Raw genomic sequence first — 25983 nt, 5'->3', positions numbered from 1 at the left:
TGATGGCTGATAGCTCCACTGCCCTTATGGCTCAAGCACAGGCAAGTGCGCAGAACGGCGCTCAGAACAATATCTCGGCACGCGTAAACTCGCTGACCGATGGCCATATTAAATCCAAAGAAGAAGCCATCAAGTCCGGCGAAGAATTTGAATCCATGTTTCTTGGCCAGATGCTCAATCATATGTTCTCGGGCATCGAAACCAACGAAATGTTTGGTGGTGGCCATGGTGAAACGATGATGCGTTCCATGCTGGTCGAACAATATGCCCAAGAGATGACCCGTGCAGGTGGCATCGGAATTGCAGATGCTGTCACACGTGAAATCCTTAAGATCCAGGAGGGGTGAAAAAATGACCACTCAAGAGTTGATTGCAGAACTTAAAAGCGTGACATACGACCTGATGTCCCTACTGGAACGTGAAACCACGGGCCTTCGGACCATCGCACGCGATGAATACGAGCAGTTCCTGTCGGAAAAATCTGCCCTGTCGATGCAATACGAACAGATCGTCGTTAAATTGCGCGCCCGCGGCGAAGAACTCCGGGAACTGCCCGAAGAAGACCGCGCGGAACTGCGTGATCTCCAGGCCGATTTTCAGGAGACTGCCCGACGCAACATGACCGTGCTTCAGGCAGCCAAGGCAACCAACGAACGTGTGGTGCAGGCCATTGTCCGTGCGGTAAACGATAAATCCAAAGACGATTGCACGACCTATAACCGCTCAGCGCAGGCCAGCAAGGCATCAATTGGCGGATATGGTCGGACCATCAACAAGACTGGTGGTTCATTCAGCGTCAATGAAACGCTTTAAGGTTAAAGGCAAATATCATGTCACTAACCCAGGCTCTTAACACAGCGATCTCAGGCCTTAACACGGCCCAATCTCGTATTGCGATTACGTCTTCGAACATCTCGAACGTAAACACCCCGGGCTATTCAAAAAAGATCGCCGGTCAGGAAACCCTTACCCTTGATGGTCAAGGCGCTGGCTCACAGGTTGCTGATATCTATCGCAACGTGAACGAAGGCCTGCAGCGTGAGATGCGTGGAGAACTGGGCAAAGCCGGTCGTGAAGAAGTCCGCTATGAATTCTTCCAGCGGATCCAGACCCTGTTTGGCACCCCGCAGTCAGATGCCGCGATCAGCCAACGTATTAATGACCTGGCAGATGCCTTTGAACAACTTGGCGTTACCCCCGATCAGAACTCGCCGCGCGTCGAGGCCATCGAGAGCGCCCTTCAAGTCATGGAATCGTTCGAGAAGCTGTCAAACCAGCTTCAGGACATGCGTGATGATATTGACGACCAAATCACGGATGAGGTTGACAACGCCAATACGCTTCTAAGTGAAATCTCCGAGCTCAATACCGGCATTGTACGCCTCAACAACCTTGACCAGCCGACCACTGAACTTGAAGATCAACGTGATCAGAAGCTCAACAAGTTGTCCAAAATCATTGACGTCACGACATTCAGTCGGAGTGACGGGTCGATCGTCGTCTATTCGGCCAACGGAGCAAACACGCTGCTGGACCGCACGCCGAATACGCTTTCCTTTACCCAGACTGCTGGCTTCGAGCCCGGCACAGGTGGGTCTGGCGTATCACTCAACGGCGAAGACATTACTGATACCCTGCGCACAGGCACACTGAAGGGCCTGTTTGATATGCGTGATTCGGAAATTCCCGCGCTGAATGACCAGATCAATGAACTGGCAGGCGAATTGCGCGACGCGATTAATGAAGAACATAACAAAGGCACGGCATTCCCACCGCCAACCAACCTTTCAGGTAACCGTATGGTCGCTACCAGTGACCCTTTGACAGCAACCGGAGCATTCCGGGTCGCAGCACTTGATGATGACGGTCAACTTGTCGCCGCTGACAGCTGGGCCGACATTACGCTGCCGACAACCCCGGCAACAGTGCAAGGCATCATTGACGCTATTAACGGTTCGGACGCAGGTGGTTACCTCACGGCGTCTCTGATTGACAATCAACTCGTGATCGAAGGCTCCGACGGCAACCGTGTCGCAATCAATGAACTTGATGGCCAAATCACGACTAGTGATGGTCGCGAGCAAGGTTTTTCACATTACTTTGGCCTGAATGACTTTGTCGCCACAGTCAAACGTTCCGATACGATGACGTCCTCGGCACAAAGCAATTCCACCACAGCTCTGAATGCAACTGCGAGCTCCTTCACTATCTCCGCTGGATCAGGTGTTTTGGCTGGTGGGATCACGGTGAACTATGCCGCAACAGATTCACTTGAAGATGTGCGTGACAATATCCGTACTGCTCTTCAGGGGGCTGGCATGACTGTCGCTGCCTCAGAAGAAGCTGCATTCATCGTGGAAGATGGCAATAGGTACCGCCTTGTGCTTGATTACACATCCAACATGACGATCACGGACGCAGGCACACTTACAGGTAAAATCGGCATGACCGAAGATCAGCCGACACTGGCTGGCAACATGGACGTATCCGCCGCCATCCAAAACGACCCGTCGCGTATTGTACGTGGTCAGATGAACGCTGATACCTATGAAATCTCAAACGCTGTCGTAGATAGTGCCGCCGCTATCCCAAACCTTGGTCCGCTGGTGCCACCGCCACTTAACTACACTTTGACTGTCAGCGGTGACTTCACCGACGTTAACATTGATTATGACAGCACGACATCGCTTGACGATATCGCCAATGCTATTAATAACAGCGCCACACTGACCGACAACAACATTACCGCCAGCGTCGTCTTTGACAGTCAACTTGGCGGTTATAAGCTAAGCGTTAAAGATGCCGAAGGTGATCCGTTCTATTTCAGCGATGATGGGCTGCCCAATGCAGACAGCTTAACCACCGTATTAGGGCTGGGAATCGGCTTTGGCGTACATGAAGGCGACAACTCAGCTGCACAGGCTATAAGTGGTGCTTTTGAACGCTCAGATATCCAGTTCGAAGCAGCTGGCGGCCTTTCGGGTGAGCGAACATCCCTCACAGATTTTGCTGCCGGTATTGTCGCAACGGCAGCAACCAAAGCATCAGTGTCGCAAGGCGGTTATGAATTCCAGTCAAACCTGGTGACTGACTTGAGCACACGCATACAGAACGAAGCGGGCGTTAACCTTGATGAAGAGATGTCAGACCTTATCATCTTCCAGCGCGCCTACACCGCATCAGCCCAAGTCATAACGACGGTTGATGAAATGTTTGATGCATTGCTCAGAGCAGTTTAAACTGCGAGTTAGAAAAGTGAGGCTCTCATGGTAACCCGCGTCGCAACATATACGAACCATACATTGCTTTCGGACCTCGCACTCCGAAACGCATCGCGCGTGACAGACCTGCAGAATCAGGCATCGAGCGGTTATAAGTCGCGCGACTACTCCGGTATTGCTGACAGCACCCAGCGCCTCCTTAATCTTGAGGGTGAATATACCCGTACCGAACAGTATTTGCGCAACACGACACAATCCAAACTGCGTCTGCAAAGCATGGAAACTTCTGTCGATAGCATGATAACCATTGCTACGCAGATGAAGTCGCTTCTTATTCAGGCAAGTTCAATAGGCCAAGGTGCCGATGTAAATATCCAAGGTCAGGCACGTCAGGCCATGGAACAGGTTGCCGGACTGCTCAATGTCACTTTAGATGGACGCTATCTGTTTGCCGGTGGCCGCTCCGAAGAACCCGCTGTTGATCTCGATAAGATTTATGCGCCGGACAATTATATCAGCGACGCAGATGTTACTCTGACGGACGCAACTACACTTACCTCGCTTGGCATTACATCGGGGCAAATTCAGATTGTCAGTACAGATGTCGATGGTAACAGTGTTACCAGCACTGTGAACTATAATGCCGCAACCGATGATATTGGTGACTTGCGTGACGCAATCAACAGCGTGACGACCAATGGTGCAATTGCATCTATGCGGGGCTTGGGCGGTGAAGGTGATCCACGCCTAAATATCGAAAATGTTGGCAATGGCTCGATCACCATCTCCGAAACCGGTGTTGGCAATCTTCTTACCGTTCTGGGAATGGAAAAAATCCCTAACCCTCGGGAGGATGCCGATTATTATGATGGCGATCAACAGATCCTCAAGGCGCGCGTTGACGACCAGTACGATGTTTCCTACGGTATTCTCGCTGATAACCCAGCATTTCAGAAGCTAATTCAGGGACTTGGCATAGCTTCGGGCACCGACGACGAGGATTCCCTTGTTGTCGCACTTCGCTTTATGTCCGACGCCATTGATGAGTTGCCTAATGTTCAGGGGCAGATTGGCCTTGATATTGCGAATATCGAACGTTTCGAATCTCGACATGAAGATTTCAAAGTCTTTGCTGCACAGGCGATTTCCGACATCGAAACCGTTGACGTTCCACTGACTCTTGCCGAACTGTCTCAGCACGAAACGGCGCTTCAGGCTAGCTTCATCTCGATTTCGCGGGCATCCGAATTGTCGTTAGCTAACTATTTACGTTAATTATCTTATATTCAATCATACCTTTAACAGTCTTGTCTGTTTGATCGATTGCCGTTTGCACAGTCAAAACGTACGACCGTCGGAGTAACGCGGGCATGGATACCGAAAACATCGCCGAAAACAAAACCCCTGAATTCGTCACGGTAGAAACACGTTTCGGCGATATCGAGTTCAGCTGGGACAAGGGCATTTATATGCCTGTCGGCCTTCTTGGCTTCCCGGAACATCATGTTTTTGGGCTTGCCAATATTCCCAACAGTTCGCTTGATCAGTTCAAACTGTATCAAAGTCTCACAGATGCCAATCTGTCCTTCATCGTCGCACCATATAATGTCGAAAGCGAAGTGTATGACGATAAGGATTTGATGATAGCGCATAAAAGCTTGGCTATTAATTCCGACGACATGGCCATTTTAATGGTCGTCACCATTCGTAGTGCACCGGATGGCAAAGGCATCAGGCTGTCCACCAACGTGCGTGCGCCAATTCTCGTTGATACAGGTCGTCAAGTAGCATGGCAACACGTCATGGGCAATGACCGCTACCCTGTACAAATGGACCTTTAAAAAGACTAGGCACCAAATGAACAGAAGTGAACGTCGTCGCAACGCCAAAAATTCCAATTTAAGTGCTTCGAAACTATCGGCACGTCCCCTTCGTGCGAGTATGCCAGCACCATCTGTTGAGATACAGCAGCTTATTGCCGCAGGAAAACAGCACCATTCTAGCGGCAACCTTTCGAAGGCGCTGGAAGTCTATTCGCATATTCTGGCAATTGACCCAAAACAGCCGACGGCGCTGTACTTGGCAGGTATCGCACTTCATCAAGCAGGGCAACATGCCAAAGCAATCGAATGCTTGCAGGGTTCACTTTCGATTTTTCCCGACAACCCTGAAGCATATAACAACTTAGGTGTGGTTTTTAACACAACTGGTAATACTGCTGCGGCTGAAGAATGCTATCGTCGCGCCATAACTTTGAAACCCGAATATGCTGCTGCTTATAAAAACCTTGGTGCACTCCTTGCGTCCGCCGACAAACTTGACGCGGGACTTGAATGCTACCTCAAAATGGTAAGCCTTGCCCCAAACCACGCCGAAGGGCTCACAGCCATTGGCGAAATCCTTACCAAACAGCAGAAATACGAACAAGCACTTGAGAGCTTTCTAAAAGCCCGGGCAATAAACCCGATGGACGCGAACGTCCTGACATCGTCAGGAATCGCCCTGCAGTATCTGTCACGCCATAAGGAAGCCCTCAAACTACACAGTCAAGCCGTTAATTTTCAACCAGATAATCATCGCCACTGGGACGCTTTTCGCGACTGCGTCGCGGGCATGTCGTTTTCCGGTACGAGTGACGACTTGGAGCAGTCATTACTGGCACTTCTCGACAAACGAGACATGTCGCCCGCCAGCCTGATGTTTCCAATTATCAGCGCGTTAAGACATCGTAATGAATTTGCACGCCTTCTCGACAACGCTGATACAGTAACTGCAGAAGACTTTTCAATTCGCAACAACATAAAGATCCTTAGCCAAACAACACTTTTCATGCGTTTGATGGCAAAGGTTCCGGTAGCTGACTTACGTATTGAAAGGCTGCTAACTAATCTACGGCGCGCCCTACTTGCTCGTGCATGTTGCGGCGAACACAACGATCAAGAAATAAACTTCATATCTGTATTGGCGCAGCAATGTTTTATCAATGAATACGCCTACGCTGTCGATGCGAAAGAACAAGAACATCTGAAGAATTTGAAACAGAAGGTCGAAGGTCTTTTTGCCCAAGGAAAAACTGTTCCCAAAGACCTGTGGCTGCTAATTGCGTGCTATGAACCTTTAAACACCATGCCATGGAAATCGCAAATCCCACGGCTTGAAGATAACAATGAATGCGCGGCTGTATATCGCCTTCAGATTACAGAACCTGAGACCGAAAAGACGTTGCGAAAGTCAATTCCTCAGGTGGCAGATATTGAGGACGCAACCTCTCAAAACGTTCGCGCTCAGTATGAGGAAAACCCTTATCCACGCTGGATTCACACTTCGCATCTAATTCCCAAACCGGTAAAGGACGTGCTTTGCGCGCCACCGCTTGCATTCAAGCTCGATGATTACAGGGCACCTGAAAATCCAGAGACACTCGTTGCAGGATGTGGGACAGGCCAACATGCAATTCAGGCCGCCTCACGATTTGTAAACACAAAGGTAACTGCCGTTGATTTAAGTCTTGGCAGTCTTTCCTATGCGCTGCGTAAAACACGTGAAGCCGGGATCAAAAATCTTGAATATATACAGGGTGACATTCTCAAACTTGACAAGATTGGCAAACAATTCGACATGATCGAATGTGGTGGTGTTCTGCACCATATGGCGGATCCGCTGGCAGGATGGAAAGTTCTGGTCAACCTCCTGCGTGATGGCGGATTGATGAAAATCGGACTTTACAGTGAAAAAGGCCGGCCTGACATCATCGCCGCCCGTAAGTTTATTGAGCAAGGTGGCTATGGATCTTCTGCCGCAGAAATGCGTCGATGTCGGCAGGATATCGTTGCCGCTGCGGAAAAAGGCGACCCGCAACTCATACAGCTTTGTATGCGCGGTGACTTTTACAGCCTGAGTCCTTGCAGAGACTTGATCTTTCATGTTCAAGAACATCGTTTTACAATTCCTGAAATTGCAAGCGCCCTAGACAAACTAGGCTTGGAGTTCCTAGGATTTGAAACACCAACCCCACAAACATTGATCCAGTTTCGTAAAGAAAACCCGAATTGCCCGGAAAGCCTTCAACTTGATCGATGGTGCCGCTTTGAGGAACGTTTCCCCGACACATTCAGGGGTATGTACCAGTTTTGGTGTCGCAAACCTACTAGGTAAGATTTGCCGGCGTACGAGATAAAAGCTGGTTGCAAATCCCGGCAGGCTGTGACCACAAAACATTAAACAAACCTAACATGCCAACAAATACAACCTCTACAACACATATGATGCAAACTGGCACACCTATTGAATGATTAATTGGCAAATAGTATACTTCGTTCAGGATGGTTTCCTGAGCAACGGGCTTGCGCAACATTCCTAAGTAATTGCAAAGCCCGGTGAAACACTGGTGAAAGTGTAAACTCACCGCACGCAACCAACGTAGGAATAGAAAGATGGCTCTTAATATTATTTCCAACTATGCTGCCAACGTTGCTCACCGTAACCTGAGCAATTCAGATGAAATGGCGACACGTTCACTCGCAAAGCTTTCGTCGGGTACGCGCGTGGTTTCCGCACGTGATGATGCCGCTTCGATGGCCATTGGTGCCCGTCTGAACTCACAGGTTGAAGCACTTAAGACTGCCACGGTTAACGTTGGTCAAGCAAACTCCATGCTTCAGATCGCTGATGGCGGTATGGCCACCATCAACGATATTTTGACTCGCATGAAGACTTTGGCTGTACAAGCATCGTCCGGGAACTTGACCGACGTCGAGCGCGGCTTTCTTGATGACGAATTCCAGTCACTCGACGAAGAAATCAACCGTGTCGCAGCTTCTACCACTTTCAACGGCAAACAGCTGCTTTCCGGTCAGATTACCTTTGGTGTTGACCCGACCGCAGTTGGCACGAACATCGAAGCCGCTGACGGTATCGCAGGTTTCAGAATCAACGACGATGCTGGCCTTGCCGATGCTGACACTATTTCGCTGACGTTTGACAACGTTTCCAACACCATGACGTTGACCAACACGACTCAGGCGAACTTCTCCCAGTCGATTGACCTGGACGACATTGGTTTGACAGCACTGACCGGCTCGGAAACTGCAAATGTTGAATTTGGGTCTCTCGGCATCACCCTTACCCTGAACTCGGCATTTGCCTTTGGCACCGATATCACCGCCAACAATACCTTTGATGTTGCGACACAGACCGGAGATACCGAGCTTGACTTCCAGATTGGCGCAGGCAACGACATCAACACGGACCGCCTTACCTTTGATCTTACATCAGTCAACTCCGCCGCCCTTGGCGTTGATGGCCTGCAACTTAACACCACGGCAAATGCCCAGGCTGCAATTGACGGTGTTGACACTGCAATTGATGCATTGCAAACCGCTCGCTCGAACGTGGGTGTCGGCCAGAACCGCCTGGACTTCGCAGCTCAGAACCTCGCGTCTTCGCAAGAAAACAACGAAGCCGCCCGTTCAACACTGCTTGACCTTGACGTTGCTGCCGAAATGACACAGTTCACTTCCAAGCAGATTCTGGTGCAGTCAGGTGTTGCAATGCTAGCACAGGCAAACCAGATGCCGCAGAACCTGCTACGTCTTCTGCAGGGTTAAGACAAAACCCAAACAGAAAAGATTCCATACTGGACAACTAAAGAAGGGCTCGAACGAGCCCTTCTTTAACTTTTTGAAGTTCTACTTTCCAACCAGACATTAGCCAGACCGAGACCTGTGGCAATTCGCGAATCCAGACAAAACAAACCATTTAGCTGCACTTTAATAGAAACATATTTAACCCTGCCGTGCAGATTAATCATCGAAACCACATCAACCATTTGTTTTTATTGATTAATTTTCCATTCACTTTTTGCTAGACAACAACCCCATACATACGTATATTCTAAGCACAAGCAAATCAGCTCCCTTTTTGATCAGGATGATCTTATTGGGCGCAGTTCTGGCGATGTTGCCAGTCCTCGAATGGCAATAAGCCGTTCCGAGCTATCCATGTAGGAGAAATACAATGGCTCTTAATATTATTTCCAACTATGCTGCTAACGTTGCTCACCGTAACCTGAGCAACTCTGATGAAATGGCAACCCGTTCGCTTGCCAAACTTTCATCGGGTACCCGTGTTGTTTCTGCACGTGATGATGCTGCCTCCATGGCCATTGGTGCACGTCTGAACTCACAGGTTGAAGCACTTAAGACTGCCACGGTTAACGTTGGTCAGGCAAACTCCATGCTTCAGATCGCTGATGGCGGTATGGCCACCATCAACGACGTCCTGACCCGTATGAAGACGCTGGCTGTTCAGGCTGCTTCTGGCAACTTGACCGATGTAGAACGTGGCTTCCTTGATGATGAGTTCCAGTCACTCGACGAAGAAATCAACCGTGTCGCAGCTTCTACCACTTTCAACGGCAAACAGCTGCTTTCCGGTCAGATTACCTTTGGTGTTGACCCGACCGCAGTTGGCACGAACATCGAAGCCGCTGACGGTATCGCAGGTTTCAAAATTAACGACGATGCTGGCCTTGCCGATGCTGACGCTATTTCGCTGACGTTTGACAACGTTTCCAACACCATGACGTTGACCAACACAACTCAGGCGAACTTCTCCCAGTCGATTGACCTGGACGACATTGGCTTGACAGCACTGACCGGCTCGGAAACTGCAAACGTTGAATTTGGGTCACTGGGTATCACTCTTACCCTGAACTCGGCATTTGCCTTTGGCACCGATATCACCGCCAACAACACCTTTGATGTTGCAACGCAGACTGGTGACACCGAGCTTGACTTCCAGATTGGCGCAGGCAACGACATCAACACGGATCGCCTTAACTTCCAACTGACGGCAACCAACTCCGCCGCCCTTGGTGTTGACGGCCTGCAACTTAACACAACGGCTAATGCTCAGGCAGCGATTGATGGTATTGATACTGCAATTGACTCACTGCAGACAGCCCGCTCGAACGTAGGTGTCGGTCAGAACCGTCTGGACTTTGCGGCTCAGAACCTTGCATCTTCGCAGGAAAACAACGAAGCTGCCCGTTCGACACTGATGGACCTTGACGTTGCTGCGGAAATGACCAAGTTCACTTCCAAGCAGATTCTGGTTCAGTCCGGCGTGGCTATGCTGGCACAAGCCAACCAGATGCCGCAGAACCTTCTGCGTCTCTTGCAGTAATCCGGATAGCCGAATTGGGATGAGGGTTTACCCTCATCCCATATCCGGGTTATCCTTTGCCTTAGAATGGCTTAGGAGGGTCAAATGGAACTTGTTAACACATATACGTCTGGCAGTTCGCCAGCTCAGAGTGCCAAGCTTTCTTCTCCGGCCCCTTCTGCGCCCGCGAACAATAGTGCTGCTCGGGTCGAGTTCTCACCAGCACAATCCAAGAAGATTGACAACGGCCAAGCTTCAAAACTTCAGCAAGCCCTTGCCAATCTCGACATTCCAGAAATTGCAAATAATGACGCCCGCGTTGAACTGAACTTCAACCAAGACACAGGGCGCGTCGTTGCCAAAATTACAGATCGTGCTAGTGGTGAAATCCTGCGCGAACTTCCGTCCAAAGAACTGCAGCAGCTGTTTTCCCAGATGCGTGAATACCTCGGCAGTGTCGTGGACGAAGAAATTTAATAAGGCGATTGGGCCTTAGTCGGCACGCTTCTTGCTCCAACCAATAGGTTGACGGAAATGCAAGCTTATAGCGAAAGCCTACTGATAGTGCCCAGGGAGCGAAACCAATGAGTAGCTTAAACCTAAACAACATTTATGTCGGCGAAAACGGTCGCGTACAGCTATCTGGTGGGTCTTCGAATATCGACTTTGTCGATACCGTTGACCAAATGATTGCGGCACGCCGTATTCCTGCGGACAATCTGGAAACCCGCATCGACAAAAACGATGAGAAACTTGTCGCGCTCAAAGAGCTGCAGACATTGATGGGAACGCTTAAAGACTCAATGGCCACGCTATATGGTGCCACGAGCTTCGATAAATCGAAAAATATCTTCGAATCCAAACAAATTTTTGCCACGTCAGATGGCACAAATGCAGCTTCGCTTATCGGTGTGACCGCATCAAACGCGGCCGCCAGTGGAAGCTATACATTCGAGATCGACCAAATTGCATCCAATCACAAGCTTTCCAGCAATACTCAAGCTGTTGCAGCCAGTGATGACGTAACCGGGATTACAGGCACAGGTGAGTTTACAATTACTGGCGGTGCGGGAAGCTCGAGTATTACAGTCAATGCGGGGGATACGCTTCAGGATATCCGTGATAAAATTAATAACGTTAAGGATAGCACTGGCGTTCAAGCATCTGTGGTTAAGGTTTCTGCCACCCAGAGCACGATTATCTTCACCTCCACGGAAGAAGGTGAAGCTAACCGTATGTCCTTCAGTGACGACACCGGCTCTGTTTTACAAGGGCTTGGCGTTCTGTCTGATGCAACCACGATCAACGCACCCAACGTTATTGACGACGGTAACGATGCATTGATTCAGCTGGACGGCATTGCGGTTACGCGCGGATCGAACGAGTTTTCCGATCTAATTGATGGCTTGACGGTTAGCCTTTATGACGCGGAACCGGGTACAAAGATCACGATTGGGGTGGAGCAGGACCTTAATCAGGCAAAAACGGCGATCCTTGATTTCGTCAACGCTTATAACGCTGTCCAGACCTTTATAAACGATAAAACCTTTGTCGATAAGACGACGGGAAAACCATCTGATGATGCAATCCTTCTGGGCGACTCATCAGTCAAAACCATTGAATCAACGCTGCAACGCATCGCTGGATCGTTTGCCCAAGGCGTCACCGACCAGGTAGACAAGGACGACTATTCTGTTCTCGCCGAAATCGGAATTGATTTTGTCGCCTACGGCACAAATGCAGACCAATCCCTTGATAAAACGCTTGAGATTGATGAAACAGCACTGAACGCTGCACTATTAAACAATCCAAACGAAGTCATGGAACTTTTCCTGTTCCGGACGAAGTCGGGTAATTCCGACCTCACGATGACGAGTTTTAACGGCAAGACAAACGCCGCAACTTATGAGTTCAATATCGACGCATCTGGCGGTGCGATCAACAGCGTCACCTATGACATCACGATTGATGGGGTTACCACAACCGGTAATACCGCAACAGTTAATGGATCCTCTATTACCACGGCTGATGGACTCCGCTTGTTTTATGGTGGTGACATGACGGCGGCTGATACTGCTACCGTTACGACCAGCAAAGGTTTAGGAGCGCAGCTCTATTTTGAACTTGATGCGATTCTTGACGCAGAAGAAGGTAGCCTAACACAGGCGATTTCTGACGTTGAAACGCAGAACACATCCTTTGAAGACAGCATAACTCGTCTTGATGAACGCCTTGCCCGACAGCGAGAAGTTCTTATGGATAAGTTCATTGCGATGGAATCTTCCCTTGCACGAATGAAGAACATTCAGAGCTCTCTCGATGAGTTGATGGCTGCAGGCAAAGAAAACAGTTAACTTTTGTCCGCCATACATGCACACTAGCATGTCGAGCCGTAGACTAAGGAGTGTCTCATGAACGAACACGCCGCCCATACTTACAAGCAGCAGCAAGTTAATACAGCCTCACCGGCCAAGATGGTGTTCATGTTGTATGAGAAAATTTTGTCGCGCCTGCAAGAAGCCCAAAACGCAATTGAGCGTAAAGATATTCAGGCCCGTTGTAATGCGAACTCCAACGCGCAGGAACTAATCGCCCATTTGTCAAAGACCCTCGATATGGATCAAGGGGGTGAAATTGCGTTCAATCTTGAACAGCTTTATTCCCATTGTCTTATTCGGTTGATGGATGTTGATCGCCACAACGACCCTCAAGCCGCAGAAGAAGTCATCGGGCTTCTCAGACCGATCAGAGATTCTTGGTATGTTTTGTCTGAAAAAAGTGAAGGCGAACTTCGTCAAGCGATCATGGCTGTACAGCAAGGTCGCCCGGCACAGCCGACTGACGAAAGAAAATCGGCAGGTGATGAAACTCCGGCTCCTGCCAAGTCAACGTTGTCGATCTCGGCCTAATTGGCCTGTGTAGACCTTAGACATATTAAATAAGATTTTGAAAGCCTCCGTCATGCCGGGGGCTTTTTCTTATTGTGTCCTCTGCCCTGCTCTATCTTCCATCTCACCTATCAGACGTATCTCTTACACTCACAAGGGCGTTTTTGCCCTGTTGGGCGAATAGCATCCGCTCGGCAAAATTTACCCAAAAGACTTAATGTGCGCTAACTCACTGAAAATCTAAGGATTCTATTAACACTTAAAACTGGCCCGCCAATTGCAGATGTTCTGACACTGTTTCGATGAGGACCGAAATTATGAACAGCTCTGCGATTACAAACAGCATTATGCCAACCGTCTCTATTCCCGGCGCCAGCGCGCAGGAAAGTGCCGGTTCTGGCTTTGGCGACGTGATGAATTCAGTCAAAGATAATTGGTCTGAACGTAACGCGCAGATCAAAAATGACGCGGCAAAATCTGCCCAGAGCAACTGGGAGAAAAGCCGCTCAGACGCAAAAGCGCATCTTCATAACAACGATGCCGCTGACGAGTACGACGCACGCAACGCGCGCCGCGACGACGAACCGCGCCATATCGACAAAGACGATCATGCCGAGGTCCGCGAACAGAAACCCGATGAACATCAAGATGTCAGCGCTGATCGCAGCGACGATACGCCGCGCGATCCGGACGCACAGGCAAGCAACGAACCCGATGCATCGGGCGATGACGCCAGCACCGCCAAGGGAACATCTTCTGATACTGCAACTAATGAAGATAGTCAGGGTACAGGCGAAGCGACAAAAACAGACGCCGTCACCGATAACACAGTCGTTGACCCGAATCAGCCGGTTCAGGCCATGCCACTTCCGGGATCGCCAGAAGCACTTGCTCTTGCAAACGCCAAGGCCCAGACAGTCGCAGCAGCATCAGGTACAGCACAAAACTCAGTTGCAGCGAATAATGGTCAACCTGCCGCTGGCATGACGGCCAATGGTGCTGCTTCTGACGGCACCACCGACGGATTGATGAGCTCAACCGCACTATCGCAGCCCGCCGCTGGCGCATCGGCCAAAATGGCGCTGAATGCCGCGGGTGAAGGGGATGCCACGGGAGACGAACTGTCATCTGACAAATTCCTCTCACACGTTGTTGACTCCATGAGTGGAGACGGCAAGGGCAAAACGGAAACCGCGTCAAACGCCTCCACGACCAACACGGCCTCAGCTGGCGCCAATGCCAGCGCCACACAACAGTCTGCAGGCAATCCGGCACAGGCCACACAGCAAGCCATGGCCGCAGCGGCAGGTGCACAAGCGCCCACCAACACATCGTCCCAGCCTCAGGCAGCGACGGCTAATGGAAATACCGCCGTTACGGCAACAACAGCTACAGATGGATCGGCACAAGCGGTTAACGGGCAGGTCAACAGTACTAACAGTCTAAATCAGGCTGGCACGAACAACCTAACAGGTCAGACAGCACGTCAAGCCCCGGCTCAGCCGGTTCAGCAGCAGGTCGCGGTTTCAATCCGCAATGCTGCGAGTGAAGGTGTCGATAAAATTTCGGTCCAGCTTCGCCCGGAACATCTTGGCCGCGTCGATGTCAAACTTGAAATCGGTCACGATGGCCGTGTTCAAGGTGTCATCCAGGCAGATACCCGTGAAACGCTGGATATGCTGCGTCAGGATTCTCGTGCGTTACAGCAGGCTCTTAAAGATGCCGGCCTTAATGCTGACAGTCAAAGCTTCACCTTCGAGCACAGGAATGAAGGTGGCCAAGGTCAGGATGGCAATGGTCGATCTCAGATGACAGCCAATCAGGGCAGCAGCCCCGATGATGGCGATGTCCTGAGCGGAGCCGAACTCGCCGAACATGTTGGCATTGGCTATGGGATCAATCCCAACGGCCTTGTCGATATTCGGATATAGGAAAGGTAGAGGGACAAGCCCATGGCCATTTCATCCTTAACAAACGTTGGTCTTTCAACGAATGATACCAACGCCGCATCAAACAGCTCTGCCAATCAACTTTCGGCGAACTTTGATACGTTCCTGACCCTGCTAACCACGCAGCTTAAGAATCAGGATCCGACATCGCCAATGGAAAGTGACAAGTTCACTGACCAGTTGAGCCAGTTCGCCCAAGTTGAGCAAGGCATTCAGAGCAACAAGAACCTCGAAAACCTGTTGGCCATGCAAAGTCAGCAGCGACAGCTTTCCGCTCTGTCCTATGTCGGTGCCGAAATTGAAGCTGTTGGGGATACTAACTGGCTTGAGGAGGGCGGCGAGCTTAATTACAAATACAACATCGCGCCCGAGGTTCCGCGCCTGCAGCTGCAGGTTCAGGATCAGTCCGGAGCGACTGTCTACTCCGAAGAACTCACCGATGTTTCCGGCCTTCAGAACTTCCACTGGGATGGCAAGAACAACAGTGGTGTTGCGCAGGATGAAGGTGCCTACACGCTCGTTCTCAAACCGATGGCCGCAAACGGCGATACCTTCAAAGATGAAAAAGGTAAGCCTGCCTCTACGGCGATTGGCATCATCGGCTCTGTCGATAGTGTCGATATTAATGACGACGACATTTATCTGCGTATCGGCGATGTCGCGGTACCGTTCTCGACCCTTACGAACGTTAAGCTGGGCGCGAACAGTACGGATACCGGAACGGATCCGGGAACTGATGATGGTTCCGGTACCGATGAACAAGACGAAGCAGCCTAAGGCCGCATCCAACTGGATTTGATGAACACCTTGTAGGTGTAGGAGAAGAAAAATGAGCCTTTTTGGTGCAATGATTTCTGGTGTTTCCGGCCTGAATGCGCAGTCTCAGAACCTGGGCGTCATCTCGGACAACATTTCGAACCTCAATACGGTCGGTTATAAAGGCACGGTTGGGCGTTTTTCAACGCTGGTAACAGAACCCGCAAGTAATACGCGCTATACGCCAGGCGGGGTTCGCTTCCACCCGACAGCATTGATCAGTAAACAGGGTTTGCTTCAGGCAACCTCGTCAACCACGGCTGCGGCAATTTCCGGCGATGGTTTTTTCATCGTGCGTGACAATGCATCACCGGGCGCTACTGACGAGCTGTTCTTTACCCGTGCGGGTGATTTCAAACCCGATGATGATGGGTATCTGCGCAATACCGCTGGCTACTATGTTCAGGGGTGGGCGACAGATCGCGAAGGTCAGCTGCTTGATACTGCAGGCAACCTCACCACATCGAACAGTTCAGCGGTAACCGACCTTCAGGTTCTTGATATCAATTCGATCCTGACTGCGGCTGCATCGACAACATCACTTGAGTTTGGCGCAAACCTGAACTCAGATGAGACGGCTGTTACCGGCGGCACGGCGACTTCAACTACTGTCGGTATAGATTATGATACCACTGACTTAACGGCAGTAGCCGGCATCGCCAACGGCGACCAATTCACAATTACGCATAACGGCACGACCTCTACAATCACGATCAATACCGGTGACACGCTCGAAGATCTTGCATCTGCAATCAGTGCGATAACCGGGATTTCAGCTACCACCACTACGACAGGTACAAATGATACACTGACCCTTACTGGTGCATTTGCCGATCAAGATGTGGTCTTTGCCAACGCAGCCGGCACACCGCTCACCGCTCTTGGCATCCCCGGCGTACCTGGCACATTGGCGTCCACCTACACTGCGGGTGATTTGGCAACCGGAACAATTGCCGAAGACAACACCATGCCAGTCACGATTTATGACTCGCTGGGTTCCGCCCATACCGTCAACCTGCAGGTTGTCAAACTTGGTCAGAACCGTTGGGGATTTGAGCTGACCGGCACCACCACAGCCGGCCAGCTTGATGCGACCGACCATCCAAATGGCTTGATCCAGGCCGGGACCATAACCTTTGACGGTTCAGGGAACTTGCAATCCTTTGATGGTGTCGCAGCCACCATTGGTGCTGTCACCGTTGGTACGACCGGTGATTTGACCGATGTCGATATCACAGCAGAATGGACCAATGGTTCTGATGCCAGTGCCATCAATCTTGACTTCGGCACAATCGGCCTTGGCAACGGCATCACACAGTTTGCTGCTGGCGCAGATGCCAATGGCAACAACGTTGACTATACCACGCACTTCATCAACCAAAACGGTGCACAAGCTGGCACCATGGTAAACTACGCCCTGACCGAAGAAGGCTTCCTGCAGATCGAATTTGCCAATGGCGTCAAACGCCCGGTCTATAAACTGGCAATTGCGACCTTTGAGGCCGCTGATGAAATGGAAAACCATACCGGTAACGTTTATCGCCAAACCCGTGAGTCGGGCGACTACCTGTTACGTGAGCCCGGCCTGAACGGTGCAGGCAACGTTGTTGCCTCTGCCCTTGAAGGGTCAAACGTTGATCTGGCTGAAGAATTCACCAATATGATCGTCACCCAACGTGCCTATTCGGCAAATACCAAAACGATCACCACCACCGATGAAATGCTTGATGAGCTGATTCGTATCAAACGGTAACTAGACTGAGTTTGCGGAACGGGGGATGAAAATCAACCGTTCCGGTTTTTCAAAAATCGCAATTCTGTGCTGGGAGAACACACATGAGCCTTTTTGGTGCAATGATTTCCGGTGTTTCCGGCCTGAATGCGCAGTCTCAGAACCTGGGCGTCATCTCGGACAACATTTCGAACCTCAATACGGTCGGTTATAAAGGCACGGTTGGGCGTTTTTCAACGCTGGTAACAGAACCCGCAAGTAATACGCGCTATACGCCAGGCGGGGTTCGCTTCCACCCGACAGCATTGATCAGTAAACAGGGTTTGCTTCAGGCAACCTCGTCAACCACGGCTGCGGCAATTTCCGGCGATGGTTTTTTCATCGTGCGTGACAATGCATCACCGGGTGCTACTGACGAGCTGTTCTTTACCCGTGCGGGTGATTTCAAGCCCGATGATGATGGGTATCTGCGCAATACCGCTGGCTACTATGTTCAAGGGTGGGCAACTGATCGCGAAGGTCAGCTGCTTGATACAAGCGGCAACCTCACCACATCGAACAGTTCGGCGGTAACCGACCTTCAGGTTCTTGATATCAATTCGATCCTAACTGCGGCGGCATCTACAACATCACTTGAGTTTGGCGCAAACCTGAACTCAGATGAAGTTGCCGTTGCTGGCGCAAGCAATGTCTCAACGACCGCTGGTATTGATGGCACAGCAGCCCTTGCCGGACAAGCTGGCATCACCGCAGGCGACACCTTCGATATCACCTATAACGGCACCACAACAACGGTAACGATCAACGCCGGCGAGACGCTTGCCGACATCGCCAGCGAGATTTCCGCAATTACCGGCGTCACCGCGACGGCAACGACGACAGGCACGAATGATACTTTGACCATTACCAGCACGGTTGCAGATCGCGACGTGGTCATCACCAACAATAACAACACCCCCTTAACCGCACTTGGTTTCACGGGACCGTTTCCCAACACATTGGCCGCCACCTACACGGCAGGTGACTTAGCGTCTGGAACAATTGCCGAAGACAACACCATGCCAGTCACGATCTATGACTCGCTGGGTTCCGCCCATACCGTCAACCTGCAAGTTGTCAAACTGGGTCAGAACCGTTGGGGCTTTGAGCTGACCGGCAACACCACAGCTGGCCAACTTGATGCAACCGACCATCCTAATGGCTTGATCCAGGCCGGGACCATCACCTTCGACGGTTCGGGGAACTTGCAATCCTTTGATGGTGTCGCAGCCACCATTGGTGCTGTCACGGTCGGTACGACCGGTGACTTGACCGATGTCGATATCACAGCAGAATGGACCAATGGCTCTGATGCCAGTGCCATCAATCTTGACTTCGGCACCATCGGCCTTGGCAACGGCATCACACAGTTTGCTGCTGGCGCAGATGCCAACGGCAACAACGTTGACTATACCACGCACTTCATCAACCAAAACGGTGCACAAGCTGGCACCATGGTAAACTATGCCCTGACCGAAGAAGGCTTCCTGCAGATCGAATTTGCCAACGGCGTCAAACGCCCGGTCTATAAACTGGCAATTGCGACCTTTGAGGCCGCCGATGAGATGGAAAACCATACCGGTAACGTTTATCGCCAAACCCGTGAGTCGGGCGACTACCTGTTGCGTGAACCGGGCTTGAATGGTGCAGGCAACGTTGTTGCCTCTGCCCTTGAAGGGTCAAACGTCGATCTGGCTGAAGAATTCACCAATATGATCGTCACCCAACGTGCTTATTCGGCAAATACCAAAACGATCACCACAACCGACGAAATGCTTGATGAACTGATCAGCATCAAACGATAATTGATGCTCTGCGCCGCGCGATCATGCGTCTTGCAGGGCGCCAAATGCAAAGAGACTCGCCCGGCAAAACTGCCGGGCTTCTTTTTTGGCAAAAAATCACTACATAAAGGGCAGTCGAGCCCGGTCAGAAAACATCCAAACGATTCAAATCACTGACGAATTTGAATCACCCAACCCGGCAAAAATTGCCGATTGTTAACCTGTTCTTCAGCATGGAGAACTATTCGTTGTTGATACTGGTCCCTTTCTGTGTGAAGCGATCAGTACCGGGGACAGTATAAATCTAGGTGCGGGGCAGTCGAAAGTGAGCGGCTTGTTACAAACGCTAAAAACTTTGGGACCAACACGTCTGATGGCCATGAGCGGCGTCGGGGTGTTGCTGCTTGTCTTCTTTGCTTTCCTGATCCTGCGTGTTTCAGCACCCAACATGGAACTGCTGTACCGCGACCTTGATCCAGCTGATGCCAGCCAAATCGTCAACCGGCTCGAAGACCAGCAAGTCAGCTACCAGCTACTCAATAACGGCACAGAAATTCTTGTCCCGTCCGATCAGGTTAACCGCATGCGTCTGACCATGGCCGAGAGCGGCCTGCCCGCAGGTGGTTCCGTCGGCTATGAAGTTTTCGACAATGCCGACGGCTTTGGCGCGACAAGCTTTGAACAAAACATCAATCATGTCCGCGCACTTGAAGGTGAACTGGCCCGTACCATCGCCTCAGTCCAGTCGGTCCAGCATGCCCGGGTTCATCTTGTTCTGCCCAAACGTCAGATGTTTTCGCGCGAAACCCAGCAAGCCAGTGCGTCTATTGCGGTGAAAATGTCGGGTGGAGAACTGAAACCCGAACAGGTCGTCGCCATTCAACATCTGGTCGCCGCTGCCGTTCCCCAACTTGATCCCGGTAAAGTGTCGATCATTGATGAGCGTGGTCGTCTTCTCGCACGTGGTGATGGCGAACAGCAGTCTTCAACGTTCCTGACACAGTCAGCCGATGAGATGCGCATTCGCAATGAGAGCCGCCTGCGCAACACCATCGAAGACCTTTTGTCGCGATCCCTGGGGTATGGCGAAGTCCGTGCCGAAGTGTCGGTTGAAATGGATTTCAACAAGATCACCACGGCCAATGAACGCTTCAATCCTGATGAACGGGTTGTACGGTCCAGCCAGACCATTGACGAAAATTCCACCAATTCAGAGACCGAGGGTGCCGATCCGGTAACCTTGCAAAATAACCTGCCCGATCCAAACCTTAATGGTGGTGCGGGTGCAGGTACGCAAAGTCAGGAAACCCGGTCTGAAGAAACGGTGAATTACGAGATTTCCAAAACCACCACGACACAGGTTAAGGAAATCGGCGAGATTTCACGGGTAACTGTCGCGGTTTTGGTTGATGGCACCTATACCACTGATGAAAATGGCGAGCGCCTCTATCAGGAACGCACCCCCGAGGATCTGGAAAAAATAGCTGCACTCGTGCGAAGTGCAATCGGCTATGACCCGCAGCGTAGCGATCAGGTTGAAGTCATCAACATGCAGTTTGTTGATACCGCCGATCTGTTCCCGGATGAAGACATCGAAACCTTCCTCGGTCTCGACAAGGCTGAAATCTTCCGCATCGCAGAAATGCTGGTACTGGCCATTGTCGCGATCCTCGTCATCCTGCTGGTGGTCCGCCCGCTGCTCACACGCGCGTTTGAAACCCTGCCAAGTGCTGCTGATATGGCACAGCGCCAGTTGCTTTCTGATGACATGACAGCAGACGGCACACCAGCACTCGAAGGCCCGGCACCCGTACCAATGGCACCGGGCATGGATGACGGCGAAGAATTGATCAACCTTTCCATGGTCGAAGGTCGCGTAAAAGCATCCTCGGTCAAGAAAATTGGCGAGATTGTCGAAAAACATCCTGAGGAAGCTCTCGCGATTATTCGCAACTGGCTGTATCAGGAAAGCTAATGATCCAGCCAGCTGTACGTCTCACGGGCAGCCAGTGGCTGCCCCCTTATGTTGCTCAAGGCGGTTTAGCGGTTCGATATGACGGCCATTGAAAAGTTCACATTTGCTCTAAGTTTCGATGATGCAGACAATGTCATTCGCTCATCAGGCGGTGATGACGAGCATTACGAAATGGGCAAAAAGAAGAAAAAGAAAAAAGAGGAGGAAGCACCACCTCCCCCACCGGCGATCTATACCGAAGAACAATCTGCACAAATGATCGCCGAGGCTGAAAATGCCGCCCGCGAGCAGGCATTGGCCGAAGGCCACGCACAGGGCCTGGAACAAGGTCGTCAGGAAATCCTGTCGTCACTTGAAAAAGCGTCGGCAGACTGTCAGGCCGTTATTGGCGAAAAACTTGCCCAAATCGACGAACAGCAAAAACGTGCCAACGCAGGGATCAACGAAGACGCCATCCATGTTGCCTTGGGCGTGATGCGCAAACTGGCCCCGGCGTGGTCAAAACAATATGAACTGACTGAAATCGAAGACATCGTCCGGCAATGTCTGGCCAATCTGTTCGAAGCACCCAAAGTCATGATCAAGGTCCATCCCGATCTTGAACAGACAATTTCAGACAGCGCCCAGCAGATCGCCCTGTCACGCGGTTTTTCCGGCAATGTTGTGGTGGTCGGAGAGCCGGATGTAGCACCGGGTGACTGTATGGTGTCATGGGGTGATGGCACCGCTGTCCGTGACAGCAGCCGTGTATGGGCGGAAATCAACAACATCATTGATACCGCACTCGGCCTTCACAGCGAGGAACACGACCTTGCCGAAAGTGATATGGGCGATCCCGACATTCAGGAAACCCGCCTGCCCGATGAGGCACCGGCTGCCGACCCTGAGCATCAACAAGCGTCTCAGGTTCCCGCAGAGGAAGAAGACAACGAGCCGAATCCGGTACCAAACGCCTCGAACCAAGTATCCTCGTCGGCGGATGATGCGTCTGTGACAACGGATTTATCGGCAGATGACGCAGGCGAGGTCCCCTTGGATGTTGCCCATGAGGTTCCGCAAAATGTTACCTCGGACACATCCCAGGACAGCGCACCTTCCGACCCATCAGAACATCAAGTAAAAGAAGGCGATGGCACCAATCTGCGGAATGTGCAAACATCGCCAGATGATGCAATGCCCACACTTGATAATGCGCCAAAAACACCGGTCGATCCTGTCGTAGAAACCACATCGGCAGAGCACACAGAACCAAACCATGATCCGGCAGCGGTAACTGCGCCGACACAACAAGATGCCGCCGACTTGGCGCAAAACACGAACGAGGATGTAACGCCACCGACCAATCAGGGCGACGGTGCCACCCATCAGGCGCATAGCGCTGAGACCGGCGAACCGACCAAACCGCAATCGGCCAACCCGACCCCGGGCGCGTCTGCTGGGCAGGACGGAAATCCTGAAAATGGACAGGCGCAACATTCGCCCCAAGCAGATGATCGGGCTGCTGTAAAGCAATCGACCAAAGACGCAGGAGACGAAAATGGCTGAAGACGACGATATTGAACTCTCGGATCTCGAAGACAGCGACAACGATTTTGAAGGCGAAGGCACGGAACTTCTGGCAGCTGCAGATATCGGCAGCGAACAGATGAAGACGTCCAAAGACCTTGAAGCCGTCTATGATATTCCCGTTCAGGTTTCAGCGGTACTTGGAAAAGCAACCATGCAGGTAAGCCAACTGCTGAAACTTGGTCGTGGTGCTGTCGTAGAGCTTGACCGTAAAGTTGGTGAAGCTATTGATATATATGTGAACAACCGTTTGGTCGCTCGTGGCGAAGTGGTGGTTGTGGAAGATCGTCTTGGTGTCACCATGACGGAAATCATCAAGTCTGAAAAAAGCTAACGCAAGAAGGGATACGGGACTATGGCGGAAGGGGGGACGAAGACGTCATTTGACATTGCGACAGTCGGGGGACTGGTCGTTGGCTTTGCACTTGTGATTGCCGCAATTGTATTCGGTGGTTCACCTGGCGCCTTTATTGATATCCCGTCTGTTCTGATTGTTATTGGCGGCACTGCGGCGATTACGGCCGTCAGTTTTGCGCTTGGTGAGTTTCTTGGTTCCGGCAAGATCCTCATGCGTACGATTTTCCATAAGTCACGCAACCCGGGAGACGCCGCGTTACAGATTTTGCAATTGGCTGAAATCGCCCGTAAAGGTGGGGTTCTGTCTCTGCAAGGACATCTCGACAGCCTGCAAAGCGAAGAATACCTGTGGAAGGGCCTTTCGCTTGTTGTCGATGGTACCCCGTCCGAAGAAGTCGAAGCGATCATGCGCAAAGACATGAACGCCACCATCGGTCGTCACCAAAAAGGTGCCAATATTCTGCGTAAGGCTGGTGACGTTGCCCCGGCAATGGGCCTGATCGGCACACTGATCGGTCTGGTGCAGATGCTTGGTAACCTTGATGATCCGTCTTCCATCGGCCCGTCGATGGCCGTTGCACTTTTGACAACCTTTTATGGTGCAGTTTTGGCCAACATGGTCTTCATGCCGCTGGCGGGTAAACTTGAACGTAACTCGAACGACGAAGAACTTCTAAATTCAGTTTACATGGTGGGGGCCGTATCCATCGGTCGTCAGGAAAACCCCCGTCGTCTGGAAATGCTGATCAACTCGATCCTGCCGCCATCGAAACGCGTGAGCTATTTTGATTGATCAACACCTTGGAACTTTCGGCCCCGAACTTCTCTTTGTCAAAGCGGCTTTCGCGGCCAATTGAAAATGATCGGAAAGAGATGAGACTATGCAGGTACTGATCGTTGGTGGACTGGGCGGACAGATCGGCGCAGCCAGCAAGATCGCTATGGCGCGCGGCGCTTCGGTACAATTGGCCGAAAGCGTAACAACTGCGCTTAATATCCTGCGGGCAGGCAACCGTATCGACGTTGTAATGGCCGACATCACCCTCGATGTCGCAGCGCTTATTGATGCGATTTCTCAGGAACGCATCAATGTGCCAGTTGTTGCCTGTGGTGTCGGAAATGATGTCAATGGTGCCGTAAACGCTATTAAGGCCGGTGCTCAGGAATTCATCCCCCTTCCCCCCGAAGCCGACCTGATTGCCGCCATTTTCGAAGCCGTTACCGAAGAAAGCCATGCGCTGATCCATCGCGATCCCAAGATGGCCGAAACCCTGCGTCTGGCGACACAGGTTGCCAAAAGTTCGGCATCCATCCTGATCACGGGCGAAAGTGGTACCGGTAAGGAAATCATCTCACGCTTTGTCCACCGCAAATCAAACCGCGCGGACAAACCGTTTGTCGCGGTAAACTGTGCAGCCATCCCCGATAATCTTCTGGAATCCGAACTGTTCGGCCATGAAAAAGGCGCCTTTACCGGCGCGCAGGCGCGGCGGATCGGTAAATTCGAAGAAGCCAACAACGGAACCCTTTTGCTTGATGAAATCAGCGAAATGGATGTCCGCCTGCAAGCAAAATTGCTGCGTGCAATTCAAGAAAAGGAAATTGATCGGCTTGGCGGCAAAAGCCCGGTTAAAATCGATGTGCGTATTCTGGCAACCTCGAACCGTAATCTTGAGGCCGAAGTCAACGCAGGCAACTTCCGGGAAGACCTTTATTTCCGTTTGAATGTCGTTAACCTCGATATTCCGTCTTTGCGCGAACGCCCTGACGATATTCCGGTTCTGGCCGAATTCTTTGTCAAAAAGTATTCCGAAGCCAACGACATGCCGCTGCGCCCAATCAGCCAGTTGGCGATCCAGCGTTTGCTGTCCCATCACTGGCGCGGCAACGTGCGTGAACTTGAAAATACTCTGCATCGCGCTGTTCTGGTTGCTGGCCCGGATGAAATCGGTCCCGAAGCGATCTTACTGACGGGCAGCACTGCAAGCGCACCATCCCCATCCCCTGCGCCGGCGGCAACTGAACCTGCGTCGCCAGCCCCTTCTACCACCTCGCCGTCCAGCCGGGCGAGTTCGGCCTATGCCAATGCCAACGCGGCCTATGGTGCGGCATCATCGGCCTATAAGCCAAGCGCGCCATCAGTACCCGCGCCACACTCGGTTGAGTCTGATGACACATCCTCTAACGATGCCAATACAGACAACGTCGATGCCCAAAACACAGCAGAAAACGGATCGGGCACATCCTCCCTCGTTGGGCGGACTGTGGCTGCGGTTGAACGTGATCTGATCATTGATACGCTGAAGCACTGCTTTGGCAACCGGACGCATGCGGCAAACATTCTTGGCATTTCCATTCGGACATTGCGTAACAAGTTGCGACAATATACCGACGACGGACTTGCTGTGCCAGCCCCAGGTGATGGTCACGACTGACCATGAAATCATGATCATCACTCCCCATATGCAGGGGTAAAAGAACCGTCACCAAAC

The 25983-nt window shown here is 51.4% G+C and carries 20 protein-coding genes; all 20 read left to right on the top strand.

Annotated features, from left to right (window positions below; genetic code table 11):
- The first annotated feature begins 2 nt into the window (after nucleotides 1-2).
- The 20 genes from AC0VXT_RS04400 to AC0VXT_RS04305 all read left to right on the top strand — a co-directional run bounded on the left by AC0VXT_RS04400 (nucleotide 3) and on the right by AC0VXT_RS04305 (nucleotide 25926).
- Nucleotides 3-347, top strand: coding sequence for a rod-binding protein (locus AC0VXT_RS04400; protein ID WP_244271342.1), 345 nt, complete (start codon nucleotides 3-5; stop codon nucleotides 345-347).
- Between the two features lie 4 nt (nucleotides 348-351).
- A complete protein-coding gene (locus AC0VXT_RS04395) occupies nucleotides 352-813 on the top strand; it encodes a hypothetical protein (protein ID WP_475547660.1) in 462 nt (153 codons plus the stop codon).
- 17 nt (nucleotides 814-830) lie between these two features.
- Nucleotides 831-3239, top strand: coding sequence for a flagellar hook-associated protein FlgK (gene flgK / locus AC0VXT_RS04390; RefSeq protein ID WP_475547659.1), 2409 nt, complete (start codon nucleotides 831-833; stop codon nucleotides 3237-3239).
- A gap of 99 nt (nucleotides 3240-3338) precedes the next feature.
- Entirely contained in the window at nucleotides 3339-4496 is a 1158-nt protein-coding gene (locus AC0VXT_RS04385; protein WP_475547658.1) for a flagellin N-terminal helical domain-containing protein, read from the top strand.
- A gap of 95 nt (nucleotides 4497-4591) precedes the next feature.
- Nucleotides 4592-5062, top strand: coding sequence for a flagellar assembly protein FliW (gene fliW / locus AC0VXT_RS04380; RefSeq protein WP_475547657.1), 471 nt, complete (start codon nucleotides 4592-4594; stop codon nucleotides 5060-5062).
- Nucleotides 5063-5078: 16 nt separating this feature from the next.
- Complete coding sequence (locus tag AC0VXT_RS04375) at nucleotides 5079-7376, top strand: tetratricopeptide repeat protein (protein WP_475547656.1); 2298 nt, start codon at nucleotides 5079-5081, stop codon at nucleotides 7374-7376.
- A 278-nt stretch (nucleotides 7377-7654) separates the two neighbouring features.
- Nucleotides 7655-8827, top strand: a complete 1173-nt coding sequence (locus tag AC0VXT_RS04370; protein WP_475547655.1) for a flagellin N-terminal helical domain-containing protein — start codon at nucleotides 7655-7657, stop codon at nucleotides 8825-8827.
- Nucleotides 8828-9236: 409 nt separating this feature from the next.
- On the top strand, nucleotides 9237-10406 hold the full coding sequence (locus AC0VXT_RS04365; RefSeq protein ID WP_475547654.1) for a flagellin N-terminal helical domain-containing protein: 1170 nt from the start codon (nucleotides 9237-9239) through the stop codon (nucleotides 10404-10406).
- An 84-nt stretch (nucleotides 10407-10490) separates the two neighbouring features.
- A complete protein-coding gene (locus tag AC0VXT_RS04360; RefSeq protein ID WP_475547653.1) occupies nucleotides 10491-10862 on the top strand; it encodes a flagellar protein FlaG in 372 nt (123 codons plus the stop codon).
- Between the two features lie 107 nt (nucleotides 10863-10969).
- The gene (gene fliD, locus AC0VXT_RS04355) at nucleotides 10970-12739 is read left to right on the top strand and encodes a flagellar filament capping protein FliD (protein ID WP_475547652.1); all 1770 of its coding nucleotides are present in this window, start codon (nucleotides 10970-10972) and stop codon (nucleotides 12737-12739) included.
- Nucleotides 12740-12796: 57 nt separating this feature from the next.
- The gene (fliS, locus tag AC0VXT_RS04350; protein ID WP_475547651.1) at nucleotides 12797-13294 is read left to right on the top strand and encodes a flagellar export chaperone FliS; all 498 of its coding nucleotides are present in this window, start codon (nucleotides 12797-12799) and stop codon (nucleotides 13292-13294) included.
- 296 nt (nucleotides 13295-13590) lie between these two features.
- Nucleotides 13591-15204: a flagellar hook-length control protein FliK gene (locus AC0VXT_RS04345; RefSeq protein ID WP_475547650.1), complete on the top strand. Its 1614-nt coding sequence runs from the start codon at nucleotides 13591-13593 to the stop codon at nucleotides 15202-15204.
- A gap of 21 nt (nucleotides 15205-15225) precedes the next feature.
- The gene (locus tag AC0VXT_RS04340) at nucleotides 15226-15999 is read left to right on the top strand and encodes a flagellar hook assembly protein FlgD (RefSeq protein ID WP_475547649.1); all 774 of its coding nucleotides are present in this window, start codon (nucleotides 15226-15228) and stop codon (nucleotides 15997-15999) included.
- 52 nt (nucleotides 16000-16051) lie between these two features.
- A complete protein-coding gene (locus tag AC0VXT_RS04335; RefSeq protein WP_475547648.1) occupies nucleotides 16052-17791 on the top strand; it encodes a flagellar hook protein FlgE in 1740 nt (579 codons plus the stop codon).
- 83 nt (nucleotides 17792-17874) lie between these two features.
- Nucleotides 17875-19614, top strand: a complete 1740-nt coding sequence (locus AC0VXT_RS04330) for a flagellar hook protein FlgE (protein WP_475547647.1) — start codon at nucleotides 17875-17877, stop codon at nucleotides 19612-19614.
- 352 nt (nucleotides 19615-19966) lie between these two features.
- Nucleotides 19967-21568, top strand: a complete 1602-nt coding sequence (gene fliF / locus AC0VXT_RS04325; protein WP_475547646.1) for a flagellar basal-body MS-ring/collar protein FliF — start codon at nucleotides 19967-19969, stop codon at nucleotides 21566-21568.
- A 78-nt stretch (nucleotides 21569-21646) separates the two neighbouring features.
- Nucleotides 21647-23113, top strand: a complete 1467-nt coding sequence (locus AC0VXT_RS04320; protein ID WP_475547645.1) for a FliH/SctL family protein — start codon at nucleotides 21647-21649, stop codon at nucleotides 23111-23113.
- The gene (gene fliN / locus AC0VXT_RS04315) at nucleotides 23106-23468 is read left to right on the top strand and encodes a flagellar motor switch protein FliN (protein WP_022731856.1); all 363 of its coding nucleotides are present in this window, start codon (nucleotides 23106-23108) and stop codon (nucleotides 23466-23468) included. The genes AC0VXT_RS04320 and fliN overlap by 8 nt, the downstream gene beginning before the upstream one ends.
- Before the next feature lie 21 nt (nucleotides 23469-23489).
- A complete protein-coding gene (locus AC0VXT_RS04310) occupies nucleotides 23490-24284 on the top strand; it encodes a motility protein A (protein WP_101302023.1) in 795 nt (264 codons plus the stop codon).
- A gap of 88 nt (nucleotides 24285-24372) precedes the next feature.
- A complete protein-coding gene (locus tag AC0VXT_RS04305) occupies nucleotides 24373-25926 on the top strand; it encodes a sigma-54-dependent transcriptional regulator (protein ID WP_475547644.1) in 1554 nt (517 codons plus the stop codon).
- Nucleotides 25927-25983 lie beyond the last annotated feature (57 nt).

It is taken from the genome of Thalassospira sp. Z349TD_5, from assembly GCF_056173045.1.
Note: the sequence above shows the minus strand (reverse complement) of the source record. Positions and strands in the feature narration are given on the sequence as shown.